Annotated in this window: 12 protein-coding genes; 5 read left to right on the top strand and 7 right to left on the bottom strand. The window is 35.6% G+C overall.

All coding sequences use genetic code 11. From position 1 onward, the window contains the following. Positions 1 to 120: 120 nt before the first annotated feature. From ACTDJC_RS16560 to ACTDJC_RS16570, 3 genes are read right to left on the bottom strand one after another with little or no spacing between them, the layout of a single operon-like run. A complete protein-coding gene (locus ACTDJC_RS16560) occupies positions 121 to 1326 on the bottom strand; it encodes a Ger(x)C family spore germination protein (protein ID WP_440604096.1) in 1206 nt (401 codons plus the stop codon). Beyond that, the gene (locus ACTDJC_RS16565; protein WP_440604097.1) at positions 1310 to 2413 is read right to left on the bottom strand and encodes a spore germination protein; all 1104 of its coding nucleotides are present in this window, start codon (positions 2411 to 2413) and stop codon (positions 1310 to 1312) included. Before ACTDJC_RS16565 ends, ACTDJC_RS16560 begins: the two co-directional genes overlap by 17 nt. 27 nt (positions 2414 to 2440) lie before the next feature. After that, positions 2441 to 4015 (bottom strand): spore germination protein, encoded by a 1575-nt coding sequence (locus ACTDJC_RS16570; RefSeq protein WP_440604098.1) that lies wholly within the window; start codon positions 4013 to 4015, stop codon positions 2441 to 2443. A 633-nt stretch (positions 4016 to 4648) separates the two neighbouring features. On the opposite strand from ACTDJC_RS16570, the gene ACTDJC_RS16575 reads away from it, so the two are divergent. Beyond that, on the top strand, positions 4649 to 4924 hold the full coding sequence (locus ACTDJC_RS16575; RefSeq protein ID WP_440604099.1) for a DUF2071 domain-containing protein: 276 nt from the start codon (positions 4649 to 4651) through the stop codon (positions 4922 to 4924). 124 nt (positions 4925 to 5048) lie between these two features. On the opposite strand, the gene ACTDJC_RS16580 is transcribed toward ACTDJC_RS16575, so the two are convergent. After that, positions 5049 to 5177: a hypothetical protein gene (locus ACTDJC_RS16580; protein ID WP_255258115.1), complete on the bottom strand. Its 129-nt coding sequence runs from the start codon at positions 5175 to 5177 to the stop codon at positions 5049 to 5051. Between the two features lie 357 nt (positions 5178 to 5534). After that, positions 5535 to 7883, bottom strand: coding sequence for an RNA polymerase recycling motor HelD (gene helD, locus ACTDJC_RS16585; protein WP_440604100.1), 2349 nt, complete (start codon positions 7881 to 7883; stop codon positions 5535 to 5537). A 598-nt stretch (positions 7884 to 8481) separates the two neighbouring features. On the opposite strand from helD, the gene ACTDJC_RS16590 reads away from it, so the two are divergent. Continuing rightward, a complete protein-coding gene (locus ACTDJC_RS16590) occupies positions 8482 to 9027 on the top strand; it encodes a GNAT family N-acetyltransferase (RefSeq protein ID WP_440604101.1) in 546 nt (181 codons plus the stop codon). 550 nt (positions 9028 to 9577) lie between these two features. On the opposite strand, the gene ACTDJC_RS16595 is transcribed toward ACTDJC_RS16590, so the two are convergent. Then, complete coding sequence (locus tag ACTDJC_RS16595; protein WP_440604102.1) at positions 9578 to 10303, bottom strand: DUF6022 family protein; 726 nt, start codon at positions 10301 to 10303, stop codon at positions 9578 to 9580. A 182-nt stretch (positions 10304 to 10485) separates the two neighbouring features. Between ACTDJC_RS16595 and ACTDJC_RS16600 the strand changes: the two genes are divergently transcribed. Next, the gene (locus tag ACTDJC_RS16600) at positions 10486 to 10953 is read left to right on the top strand and encodes a MarR family transcriptional regulator (protein WP_440604103.1); all 468 of its coding nucleotides are present in this window, start codon (positions 10486 to 10488) and stop codon (positions 10951 to 10953) included. A gap of 174 nt (positions 10954 to 11127) precedes the next feature. Here the strand turns inward: ACTDJC_RS16600 and ACTDJC_RS16605 are convergent, their stop codons facing one another. Next, complete coding sequence (locus ACTDJC_RS16605) at positions 11128 to 13212, bottom strand: hypothetical protein (protein ID WP_440604104.1); 2085 nt, start codon at positions 13210 to 13212, stop codon at positions 11128 to 11130. Positions 13213 to 13755: 543 nt separating this feature from the next. Here ACTDJC_RS16605 and ACTDJC_RS16610 point away from each other — a divergent pair. Continuing rightward, positions 13756 to 13896: a YrzI family small protein gene (locus ACTDJC_RS16610; RefSeq protein ID WP_429710644.1), complete on the top strand. Its 141-nt coding sequence runs from the start codon at positions 13756 to 13758 to the stop codon at positions 13894 to 13896. Positions 13897 to 14154: 258 nt separating this feature from the next. Further along, positions 14155 to 14289: a tyrosine-protein phosphatase gene (locus ACTDJC_RS16615; protein ID WP_440604105.1), complete on the top strand. Its 135-nt coding sequence runs from the start codon at positions 14155 to 14157 to the stop codon at positions 14287 to 14289. Positions 14290 to 14314: the final 25 nt, after the last annotated feature.

Genomic DNA, 14314 nt, shown 5'->3' on the forward strand with positions numbered 1-14314 from the left:
AGTTAGAACAGTGATGTTTAAACTCACTGTTCTTTTCTGTTTTTTAAAACTTATTTTTAACATATTTCAAAAGAATATCCCCTCTTCAATCAGACCGTAAAGCCGATAAGGAGGAAGAATTTACGACCCTTTTGCACCATAATTCTGAATAGTTAATTTTACGCTGTATTTGATTGGAACCTCACTAAATGTTTCATCCCAATCTTTTTTAACTTTTTCCCATGTTTTAGGATACTCAATTCTTAATCTGTTGCCGAAGCCGGCAACGTCAACCTGATATTCCTTTTGAATTTTTTCTAATGTATGCTTCACTAGCCGATCTACTTCTTGCTCAGCAGCTCTCTCTGCCCTTTTTAGAAACTCATTTTTAAAAGGATTCCCTGAAACGACCCAGTTTTCAGATATTCGTCCCTCTGATTCCATTTTTACATCAAAAGAAATTTTGTTTCCTTTAACGTGAGGGGTAATCGTACTTTTCATAGCCGCGACCTCATACATGATCACTTGTCCTGTCTTTTTATCAACACCTTTCACCAAACCACCTTTCCCCTTCCCAGATATCCATGTTAAGCCTTCCAATTCCTTTTCACTCAAAAAGCCGCGCAGTTTTTTTGTCTTTCCTTTGATTATCGCAGCTCCTGAAAATTTTACTTCCCCATCTGACGAAAGCACATTTTGCAAAAGAAAACTGGATTCGGATTGCATCTTGCCTGGTAATTTAGCAAGCGGAACAGCAGGTAAAATTCTTGAAGTCCTATATTGATTATCTGCAATTCCAAATAAACGAAACGCCGGAATTTCTCCTGGTTCATCTGTTTCTAGCGTCTTGCTAGCTCGCCCCTTGCTAATTAACATGAGGCAGCTTGGTCGAATCTCATTATCACGAAGATAAACATCAAGTAACTTTTTCAAACTATACGTGCGTGCGAGATCTGCACTAATAACCATTACTTTCGTGTGGTGAAAAATTATAGGACGATCTCTTCTTAATGAAACTTCACGAATCATTTGGTGGAGAGAATCTCCGGTTTCAGAAACATTCTTGTAAGCTTTTTGTTGCGATGATCCGGCCTTTCCTCCTCCACTTGATGATTGCGGTTCAACAAATTGATAGGTCGATGTTATAATATTCTTCTTTGAATACCCTCCGCCTTGTTTTTGAAATTTTTTCTCAACAGTCGACTCCTTTCCTTTATCAAATGCCAAACCTACCTCGAAGCCCAACTCTTCAATTTCATGGCTGCTCCAGCATCCTGTAAGAGACAGAAGTAAAAGAACCCACGGTACAATCAGGAGGAACCGTATATGATTAAGACTTTGTTTCATTCTTTCTCTTCCTCCATTTGAAGATTATGAGAAGAAGCAATGGCAATACACCGAATAATACCAAAGCAGCATTACCAATCATATCCCCGAATTTAAATAGATCATTGGTATTTTTGGGAGTTATGGAAATGATGTAAACAAACGGAAGTAACCCATACATAAACGAATGAATGTTCTTTTTAAAGAGTTGAGCCAGCCCCAAAGCAGCAGCATAATAGCAGATTGTATAAGTTGAAAAGATTTGCATAATCCATATTACAAGTAATAAAGATTCGAAACGTTCAAATATTAAGCCAGGAATTTCAAAACTTCGCATGAGATCAAACGTTGGCCATGTTCTCGTTATCACTCCATCGACGGAAAACGCCCCAATTACCATCACAACTGTAATAACATAAAAAATCAAGGGAATGAGAGCTCCGACTAGAACAACCTTTGCAGCCTTGTTTGGCTCTTTCATGAATGCCAAAAGGAGCAACATAATTTCAAATCCTGAATACGCAAGAGTTGTTGTTTTTATCCCTTTTAGCACTGGCATAATTCCTAATCCTAGTACTGGACGAAGATTATCTATCTCAAATATTCCGATACTCATGAAGGCAGTCAGCAAAAAAAGGAAGACCGTAATTGGGAATATAATTTCAAACAGACGAGCCATTGGGTTTATTCCGCCTAACATCAAATAAAGACTCACCCACATAAATGTCATAATAATAGCCCAGCCAGGGGTGCCTTCCAGTAAAAAAAAACTCGTTACTTCTTCTAGCACTCTAACTTCAAATGAGGAAAGGTTAATAAAGTAACCTATTAATAATAGGCTCAATAACCCGCCTACCCATTTTCCTACAATGTCTTGGTTGTATTGATAAAATGTTTTTTCGGGAAACTGTTGGCTTAATTTGACCATAATCAATCCTGCAACCATCGCAATCATCCCGCCTAAAATAACAGTTATCCAAACATCCGGTGTCTTCACTTTCTCCGCAGCTGTTCTAGGCAAGGTGAGAATGCCTGCTGCAAGTACATAATTGATAAGAATAACAGCCGCTTGTGACGTCTTAATTTGATCTTTAGGTTTAGTAATCATCACGAGTCACTTCCTTTTCAAAGTAAGCTACCCTTTTCGTATGGAATCTTTCGGATTTAGCATCTTCGGACGACGTTTCATCATTTGAAATGGCATGCGAACCAAAAAGTCTTTCCAATCACTTAATCGATAAGGAACAGCCGGACTGACATAAGGTACGCCAAAACTCTTTAGTTTCACCAAATGACTGCATAAGAAAAGGAAAAACAGAATGACCCCGTACAATCCAAACATGGCAGCGCAAAACATGCCTACAAAGCGAAGAAAGCGCAGCGGAATCGCTGTACTATAAGGTGTAAGAGCAAATGAGGAAATGGCAGTTGCAGCTACTACGATTACCATCATGGGACTAACAATCCCTGCTTCTACCGCAGCCTGTCCAATGATTAATCCGCCAACAATTCCCATCGCCGAGCCGATTGGTTTTGGCAAACGCAGTCCGGCTTCCCGTAAAATTTCGATGGCTATTTCCATAAGCAGTGCTTCTATAATTGCAGGAAACGGCACACCTTCCCGTCCTCCTATGATGGAAACGGCTAGCTTGGTCGGAATCAATCCAGGGTGAAACGAGATAAAGGAAATATACAAGGCAGGTGTAAAAAGAGAAATGATTGCTGCTCCAAAACGTAATAGGCGGATGAGCGTGCCGGGAATCCAACGTTCATAATAATCTTCGGGCGATTGCATCATCATACTAAATGTAACTGGAACGATCAGAACAAAAGGTGTCCCGTCCAATAAAATCGCAACCCGACCTTCCATTAGTGCGGCGATGACGCGATCAGGGCGCTCCGTAGTCTGCGCTTGCGCAAAAGGACTGAAATAATTATCTTCGATGAGCTGCTCTACATAACCTGATTCCAGTACATTATCAATATCAATTTTCTGAATTTTCCTCTTAACTTCTTCTACTAATGCCGAGTCAGCAATTTCTTTCATATAAACAACGGCTAGTTCTTTTTTTGCCCGCTTTCCTACTTGTAACTTTATTAATGATAGGCCTTCATTTTCACCATGACGTCGCAAAAGAGCGGTATTATCGCTTAAAATTTCTGTGAAACCTACTCGTGGACCTCTAACCGATACTTCTGATATCGGTTCTTCGATATTCCGCGTTCTCCCTTTTATTGTATCAAGAATTAATACACCTAATGATCCATCAATCAAAAGTGCCGTTGAACCTGTCAACACTTTTGACATTAAATCTTTTATATCATGAACTTCTTTTACTTCACTAATGGGAAGGATTTGTTCTTTAATAAACTTTTTTGAAACTGTACCTTTCATATAAGATGAATCCTGTTTGTATTCTTCATAAAAATCAAGCATCAATGATTTCATAATGTGTGTGTCGATAAGCTCTTTGTCCGACAGACCGTCCACAAAAATGATTGCCGCCTGAATACCTGTACGCCCAATGTTAAACTCCCGAAAGTGTACATCTGAGTTATAACTAATTTCTTTCTTTACAAGTTCCAAATCTGCGGTGAAATCGCCTGTAAAATGTTCTGTTGAGTCCTGAAAAGACCTAACTTCCTGCTTATCTTCATATGTATTGGTTGTTTTCTTCATTTGTTTGATCTTTGATTTCTGCTCACTCATTCCCATCACTCTTTCTCTTTGAAAACTTAATGTACATCCAGCAACCTAGTACCATGCTTTCTATAGTATTCAATCGTGTAAATTAAACAGTTCACAATTATAATCATTTCCCAAAAAAAAGAAATTTATGTTATTACATATAATCGATTCTTCATTGGATAAAAGCTATTGCAATAGCGAAGTCAAGTTCAAGCTAGAAGAAATGTCTAGGTTTTTACGAAGATTGATAAACGCGTTCATTTAATTAATTGAGTTAAGCGTTTAAAAATATCTAATATTTGGAGTATCCGTTTGGATTAAAATCTTCGCAGGAGAATAGATTAGAAGAATAGATTAGGAGAAGATATTGAAATTGGTATAAAAGTTGCTTTTATTTCTATTAATGGTGGAAGAAATGAGGATGGTAGCGCTCGCTTTAAGCACATCCAAAATCATATTCATCAAAACAAAAAACTAGCGACACAGATAAAGTTCAACTAATCGGGCTCATGACAGCAGTTATTCCCATCTATCTTTTTTGTTTTCTTAGAATCTTATATCGGGATCTTACTTCTCGTTAATGTGGGGTAAAAAATTAGGTTATTTCATTCTTTTAACTCAAACTAGATATATATAAATAAAGGAGATCATTTTATGAATTTAATGAATGAAATCAATCACTGCCCTATTCCAGGTGAAACTTTACGGCCACATACTCCTTCTTCCTTACAAATTGACACCTTTAATGGATATGCTTGGTTAGGAGTGGCTGTATTTGTTATGGAGAGAATGTATCCTCGTGGATTTCCATATGTATTACTGTTGCCTAAATTTCCAGTAATCAATGTATGCACATACTTTCAATACGATGATAAACCCGATGCTTTTTTACGTCTGTTGATATGGAAGGTTAGGCCTCATATACAATAGCGAGGACATGGTTCGATTTTCCATATCACTCCGTACAAATTTATTTTTCAAAAAGAAGGACAAATTTTTCATTGCAAAAGTATTCACTACATCTGATATTTGCTCTTCAATATAACAATCCATTTCATTCCTCATCCTCTAATGAATGAATCCAACTAAAAATTTTTGAAATTACATACGGAATGAAAAATACGATAAAAGCTTGCCCGAAAACTTTCCATTCTGGAAGATAGGAAACAATCATTTTCCACATTTTAATCATCCTATATCAGCAGTTGACACCGCGATTTTTTACTCTAATCGGAATTTCTTACCTATTATTATGTCTTATGTGCGGAAATTTCATCCCCAAAGACACGCCATTTGTTATGAATGAAACACAATGTAACTGTTCTGCTGCCATATAAAGTGAAACTTCCATCAGTGGGATTTTTTTATCCCCCACTGATGGTTAGCTGAATCAATCGGGCTTTTTCGGACAGTTATCCCCCACCTATCTTCCTCGTTTCTCTTTGCATCTTGAAGTGGGGTCTTACTGCCCGTTAATGCGGGATAAAAATGTAAGCTAAACAGAGATCATGCTATAAATCATGACCTCTGTTTATGTGGTTTATTTATCCTGCGTATAAGTATTTGCCTCAACTGTTGATAAAAACGGGCTTATTTCATTTATATAATAAATATATAACTCGTGCATAGCACGTGTACAAGCTGTATAGAAAAGTTTACGTTCACTTTCTTTTCTATATTGTTTATATGAAGCGTTGTAAATAATAACCGCATCAAACTCTACACCTTTCGCTAAATAAGAAGGTACAATAAGTATCCCTGAATCAAACGAAGCTGTTTCTTTTTCGATGAGGTGAATTTGTATATATTGCTGCAGTATGTCATATGCTGCTTTACTTTCTTGAGCAGTTTTACAAATAACTGCTATCGTTTTGTGACCATTTTCTTTCAAATTTTTAATCCGACTTACAATTTTCTGATGCAGTTCCTCTTCGGTGTCTACTACTGTTATAACTGGTTTGCTTCCCTCACGTTGAAAAGGTTCAATAGAATCTCCCCCTGAAATAAGTTGCCGCGTAAATTCAATAATTTGTTTCGTCGAACGATAACTACGTGTAAGTTCAATGCGTTCACTTTTTTCTTCTCCATATAAAGCATATAATTGCGAAAATCCATTTTCAGTCGCATGTGCATGTATTGTTTGATTAAAATCACCAAGTATCGTCATTTTACTATGTGGAAATAATTGCTTCAAAAAGGTAAATTGAAAATCTGAATAATCTTGAGCTTCATCAATAAATATATGCTCTACAGATGTACTTCTTTGTAAATCCTCCAACTGATCTTTTATATATAAATAAGGTGTCGCATCCTCATATGCCATATAAAAGCGCTGTATGCGTTCTACCGTTTCTTTACATATTTCTTTCCAATTTGGTGGTAGGCTATTACTATCTGTAAATTGCTTTGCAAACAACGAATCTGTAAACAACTGTAAATAAATTGCAGGCGTATTAATGAATTGAAGTCTCTTCACACGTTTACGAAGTGGTTTAAAGCGGGCGTTCACAATCATTGCAGCTAACATTTGTTGTTCACGTTCAAAATCATCAAATGTATTATCACCATACTGTTTTTCTTGTTGAAGTTTCTTATGAACTTTAGCATACATTTCTTTATCTAACAGTTGTATTTCTTCTTCAACCCAAAGTTCTTTTCGTTCTAGCCGCTCTCTTTTCTTTAGTTCTTTTAATAACCACTCAGAAATTAACTTTATTCGATTAGGAATTCTCATAGAAACAGGAAAAGAATAAAATTTCTCTTTTATTGCTTCCTTCGACATTAATAAGTTTCCGCGAAATTTAACATCTTTAAAAATCATTCCATCTTGTCTCAAATACGTCACATAGTTATCTACAACCTTCACGAAAAGTGCATTTGCTTTATATCGAATTCCTTGCATACGTACTGAGTATTCTCGTTCTTCTATCTCTGAAAGGACATATTCCATTTGTGTGAACGGATCTTCTACATCAAAACTCTTATCTATATGCTCCTCTAAATATTCTTGAAATGTTGTCTGTTTCATATTTTCTTCTCCTAATTCAGGAAGAACAGTCGAAATATAACTATTAAACATTGAATTAGGAGAAAAAAGAATAATTTGATCCGCATGTAATGTATTTCGATATCGATATAGTAAATAAGCCACACGCTGCAATGCAGCAGATGTTTTTCCGCTTCCTGCTGCTCCTTGCACAATAAGTAAACGACTCGTTTCGTTACGAATAATTAAATTTTGTTCTTTCTGAATCGTAGCAACGATACTTTTCATTTGTGTATTCGCATTCTTCCCTAACACTTCTTGTAATAATGCATCACCAATCGTTACTCCTGTATCAAACATACTCTCCATTTGACTGTTACGAATGATGAATTGTCTCTTTAAAGTGATTTCTCCTGTAATCATTTCATTTTGTACCTTATACACGGCCGCTCCCAACGAGTAATCATAATATAGACTGGATATAGGTGCTCTCCAATCATATACAAGAAATTGTTCTGTGCTTTCATCAAAAAAAGAATGAATCCCAAGATAAATCTGATCAGTACTTCTTTCACTTTCTTCTAAAAAATCAATTCTCCCAAAATACGGAGATTGCTCTAGCCGTTTTAGCATCGTAAGCTGCTTATCTGCATGATGATGACTGCGCTCTCTTTCAGACAACAACTCTGCTTGTTGCTTTATACTTGCTGCAGTTTCAACAGCCTCTTCAGCATTATCGAAGTTAACTGTTACATCATTCCAAAAGTCTTTTCGAATATTGACTACCTCTTTTTTCCCGCTGCTCACATATTGCTGAAGAACATCTATCTCCTCTTTAATTTTCTTTATTACTTCCTCTACTCGTTGCTGTTCTATCGTCCATTCTTGCTCATACTGTTCCATATTGTCACTCCTTATCGACAAAAATAATTTGACCAAAAGTTTGACAAACACAGTTGTTTTTTGATAAAATTATATTGGGTAATTATTGAAACAAAACCAATATTACCCTATGGTCATTTTTTTATTTTAACATATACATCTTTCTTAGTTCAACGAAAATAGATAAAGTTATTAAACAATTGCGCTCTCTATGAGGGAACTAAAGAAGCATCTGTCTTAATGGACAGATGCTTCTTTAATTTGGTATAAAATCTTACTCGGGAAGCTGATCTCCACACCCCTTAACATAGTTATGACACCCACATTGCGTTGCAAAGTTTCTGTCTTCCAATTGGATCCCTATAGTAGCTATGCGATTTTTATACGGTAAATCAGAACAATTCTGAGAAAACATACGTAATAAAACAAGAATGTATATATTCTTGCATAAAGCTTTTAAAAGAGAAAAAGGCCTAATCCTTGTTGAATATAGAATTAGTCTCTATATTTACTGCGTATAATGATACGTTATGTTAACTTCATATGAATATGATATTCATCAATCTTTTCTTTCGTTAACCATGATAAAATTGTATTAAAAGGATATCGGAGGGGTTTTATGAAACTAGTAGGACAACAAATATACGTTCGACTTTACAAGATTTCTGACGCCAGCGAGTTAGCTAAATTACATACTAGAAATCGCGAATTTTTTCAACGAGTTTGCCCATTACTCCCAGAAGCCTTTTATACAGAAGAACATCAAAAAATACGCATTGAACGGGCATTAAAAAAGAAAGATGAAGGGCAAGTATATGCTTTTGGAATCTTTTTAAAAGCAACTGATAAACTTATCGGAGACATTTCATTAACTCAAATTGCTAGGGGAGACGTACAAAGCTGTTATACGGGATTTACTTTAGATAAGGAGTATAATGCAAAGGGCTATACAACAGAAGCTCTTCAACTTGTTGTAGACTTTGCTTTTAGAGAATTAAAACTACATAGAATTGAAGCAGGAGCTATGCCTGACAATATAGCATCTATTCGTGTATTAGAAAAAGTAGGGTTTAAAAAAGAAGGTATAGCTAAAGAAAATGTAAAGATTAATGGCAAATGGACAGATCATCAAATATTAGCTATCATCAACAGCTTGGATGTGTAAGCTCATTTCACTTCCGATAACGCTGATTATGTAAATATGAATACCCTTCAGAATTGATCTGGATGGCATTTTTGTGGATTCCTAGATATATGGACTACTGATAAGCGATGTTATGATTACTAAATCAAATACAAAATGTATATAGAACATTATCTTTTTTTCTATTTTATTTAGTGGGGCAAAAAGTCTCTCTTAATTCAAGAATCGGTTCAGATTGTTGAAGACCCTGTGTTTAAGTTTTGACCTTTTACTTGAAAAAGGAATGACAGGGGGCACAGCTTTTTGAATAAAGTGCACTTCAAGAAAAATAAACAAAAACCCCCAGATATCTGCACGTCAAGGAGGAGAAGATATCTGGGGGAGAGGATACAATTTTAGGTAGAACCCATAACCGTGTGCCCAAGTGCAATCTACTCACAGAAATGACTTTTGCAGATTGCAGATGAGCAAGACTATACGGAGAGCTCATTTTTATTGATTGAAGCAACGACTAAGTTTTTAATTCTCATGGTGCTACCCCTTAGAAAGTCGTTAACTACTGTGATTATCTTCATGTATTCTCTCTTCCGAAAACAGAACGTTTAAAGAACGCGATTAGACGTCCCTGATAAGGAACAACTGACGTTAGTTCCCAGTTATTGCGTCCCCAAAGAGAAAGAGCATGATCAAACATTCCCTCGCTCATTTCGGGGTTATCGATTTCAAGATAATCCCCCAATCCGACCTCAACACTGTATTCCCAACCATGGTCCTTTTGTTCGCCGTTGTCAATTTTTTCTGTTAAAAATGTACCAGTAAATTCGTTATATTTGGTGATGCGGGTGGAAGCGCGCGAAAGTGCCTCGACAATCTCGCTTCTTTCCGTCTTCTCAAGTGCTATAATATCCGGTGAACAGGGTATACGAAACTGAGTATGATCGTGAAAGACACGGGTGACCAAGCTTCCCATCAGAGTACCGTCGGCTTTTTTGCAAACATGCCACATGCACCGTTCCCGTTCTTCCGGCGGCCCCCAATACTCTACGGAAGAAGCCAAATGGTCCGACTCCAAGACAAACCCTTCACGCTCAATTTCTTTGATCAAGGGTCCGAACAACTTACGTCCGAAGACACCGTAAGCAAATTCCCCTGACTTATCAAATGCATCCTGAAACTCCAATTGATTTTCCTGCAATACGGATTTCCAATTATTACGGGTATATTGGTTCATGTAATTTGCAAGCGTATGAATCGTAATCTCTTTTTCTTGCGTAAGAACTTCTTTCAGTGAATTCATAAAAAACACCTTTCAGTTTATTTTCCCACTCATATAAGACATTTCCGCGCCTAACGACTACAAATTATTTGCTTGCATTGAATTGGTATTGTTTTTATATAATATATTAAATAGGTTTCTTATCTCGTTTTATAAATATCTTATCTCGTGAGATAAAATATTATATGCGGAGGTTTATCAAAATGTCACTAGAAAATCTGTCGAGGGAACAATTACTTGAATTGTTTAATGAGGAATTACGAAACTACAGCACGGAAACGATCATGTTCCATCAAAACATGGCTGAAAAACTGGGATTGAATTCAACGGATCACAAATGCCTGGATGTTATTTTACGGAACTATCCTATGACTGCCGGCAAGCTGGCCGAAATAACTGGATTTACGACGGGGACCGTTACTGGTGTAATTGACAGGCTTGAAAAAACTAATTATGTGTACAGAGATAAAGATTTGAACGACCGCAGACGTGTCATCATTCATGTAAATCTTGAAAAAGTGGAGAAAGAGATTCTTCCTCTCTTCACTTCTTTTAGTCAATCCATGAGAGAACTTTTCAAAAAATATAATGACCAGGAGATTAAATTTCTTATTGATTTTGTAGTCCTCAGCCAAGCTATACTTCACGAAGAATCAAAGAAATTAAGATAATATGGAAATCATTTAACTGCTAACCTTACAGATCAAGTCAGAGTAGGCATGCCGTGTATTTGGAAAGACATGTGGGTAATCCAAAATAGCCAAAAACAGACTGTAGAGAAACTTTTCTCCACAGTCTGAAAAAATACCTTTTATGCCTTGTTCCCACTCATGCACATTTTACTTTCACTGAATTTCAATTACTCTGCTATTTCCGTTCTTTGCAATTTGCACTTTTGCATACAGCCCCTCCCCTTTTACAAGGGTAATAGGAACTTCACGTGTACTTCCTATCGTAACATACCCATAGTTCATATATCCTTTTATCCAGATACCTTTTTCTTTCGGGTAGTTATTAAGCTTTATTTTATCTATTCGATAACTCTCTTCCTGTCCCTTTTTCAATTTTATATACACAAGTGTTTTTGTTTCTTTTTGTATTTCACGATTCAGCATCATTTCGTTTACTTCCGCTTCTATTTTGAAAGAAAACCAGGCTTTTTTCACATTTCCTAATTCCTTAACTGGATTTTCTAATTCTAGTAACACGGTATTACCGTTATAATAGTTCCATTCTTGCTGTGTAACAGTACCTAATAAAATAAAAGTAGAAAGTATACCTACTAACCATACATATTTTTTCTTGTATGTTATGTTATATTTTACAATGTTCTCTTGTTTTTGCTGTTTTTTCGTTTGTAACAATACAACCCCTGCAAGAAATAACATCCAACTCAATCCATAGTTTCCAATATAATTTGTTTCATACATAATAAGATTCGTAAACAAATAAATAACGATACCAATCCGTTTAATTACAGAATCCTTTACATATAGCATGCCTAACACAAGAAGTAATGTATATCCACCATGTACGATTACAATAAACCAAGAATCTGCACCTTCGTATTTCTCTAACAAATAGAAAAATACATACATCATTCCAAACCCAACACTATTTCGTAATAAAAATTCATTTTTTCGTGCAATCGCAAAAATGAAAAATCCGATATGAATGAGTACGAGATAGCACATACTTGTTGAAAAGTCCGCACCTCTCATACATTCGCTAAGTATAATTCCTTCCAATAACCACCATAAACTATGTTGTTCTGCCTTATGTTTTGCGAACATCCAATACGCAAAAATACAACCAGCATACAACACTCCCCATATGTAATGGTGATCTGTTACAAGTGTTGTAATTCCCGCCATGATAGCGAAAACAAATAAAAAAATACGTAAAAATTTTGCTGTTATTTTTTTATATCCCCATATTCCAAGTACACTGAGCGTAGCGCTTACAATCATGATTACGCTGCTTTCTCTTAATGTTTCCCATAAAATAAAATAGAGACTTGCAAGGAAAAGAACACTTCCTATTGAGCTTACTAAAACATACAGCACATATTCTCCAATTTTTCGAGGATTTGTTTGTGTTTGATTCTTTTTTTCTTGCCAAGTAAAAAATTGTTGTGAAATTACGACAAACAAACCAACCAATCCCATTAATATATAAGAGATATTCATAGTTAAATTTGTAAATAGATTGGTTATGTCTATCAATGCATACAATGACCACGCCGTTAAGATTGCACCAGTTGTTAGTTTATACAGATTTCCTTCTTTTATCTTTTTAAATATAGTAATGTACATGACTGTCATTAGGATTGCACACACTACTTTTATCCGATAGTTAGGCTCTCCTCCTTCATATAAATTTTCAAGATACACCATCCATAATCCTATTAAACTAGTTGTGTAAAATAAATAACGCCCTGGCATTTTTAATTCAATTCGGTACCATATTAGCGAAGCGATAGTTATTAAAATAGATTGCCATTTATCTGAAACAGCAAACCACGTCATTTCGTCTATCGTTGATAAAAAGAAAAGTAATGCTCCGCCTCCAAGCACATACCATTCTGCTTTTTTGTCTGCTACATAAAGATATAATGCTGGAAGTAACCAACTAACAGAGAGCCAAACTTCTTCATTTCCTACACCGTAAATATTTCGAAGCATCCAACATGACCACGCATAAGCGAGATATAAGGTTACACGCATGCCTCTTATAAACAACGTGTTCGCAAACATTAAATTTCTTATCGCGAAATACCACACTATTCCAATAACAGGTACCCCTATTACAGCTAAACTTTGATACAGCGTAGACCATGAGTAGCGCATAGTCATCGTTAAAATGATATAAGCACCAAGTAGCGACCATGCTCCAAGTATTTTAAAAACGTCATCTTTCCAACCTTTCATCCCCATCCCTCCTTCTACAAGTGTATTCTTTTATACATATTTTTTACTTACAATTTATATTTTTCCAATTATTCACTTTTGTCTTAGGCAAGAAAAGGTTACTATTATTAAAATGTTAAAAGTAGTTGTTCCATCCCTCCTCACACTAATAGTTCGTTATACACCACAACATCTCCCTTAGAAATTGTGCAATTTCATTAAAATTCAAAACTTTTACCCTATTTTTACATTTTAAGGTTTACAAAAGTTACCTAATTGTATATACTTACTTAAGTAAGAAAAAATTTCCAAAGGAGGTCGAATGAAATGATGAAAATAAGTGTTTATGTCGCATCTGTCTCACAATTAAATAAATATTCGACCACCCATATGGAGAATTGAAAATCGCCTTTATTATGATTTAAATAATTCTGCCACAGGAGGTCGAATGCTTTCCTGTGGCTTTTTCACGCCTTGCCGCAGGAGCACTTTGTCTTCCTGTGGCTTTTTTGTGCGATTTTCGCCTTTTTACAAATTTATACACTTGAGAGGAGTAAACAGTATATGACATTTCATATATTCTTTTTAACAATTACGATTCAAAAAACCCGTCTATCTAAAGAAGAACTTGAACATGAACAATGTGTTCAAAAGATCATGGACGAAGTAAAAGATCGTCAAATTTCGTTTTATAACCACCTTTAATTTTTTAATAACAAATAACGATGAAAGGAGATGTTTGTTATGATTTTGTCAAAGCAGCGAATTATGGTTTGGATTGTGGAGATAGACTCTGCATAACAATTCATAATCTGGTGTGAGAATGTTAAATAAACGAAGATAAGTATTTGAAAGAATTTCATTATGGGTAACTGGAGATATAGTCACGAAAGCTATGAAAAAAGTCAAAAAATTTATTAGATGGATGGGTCTTTTCAAATCTCACCCGAACGTTTAAAACCAATGTTAGAGGTACGGTGTGAATATTTAGATGAGATTTACAATAAAATTATAGAAAAATACGGCACTATTGAAAATTATCTTTGTCAAGTTTGTAACATACAGCAGAATAGTTTGCAAAATCTGCTACTGGAATAAAATCATACTATTGGTACTAAAACAT

The sequence above is a fragment of the Bacillus sp. GB_SG_008 genome, assembly GCF_052038115.1.
Taxonomy (GTDB): domain Bacteria; phylum Bacillota; class Bacilli; order Bacillales; family Bacillaceae_G; genus Bacillus_A; species Bacillus_A rhizoplanae.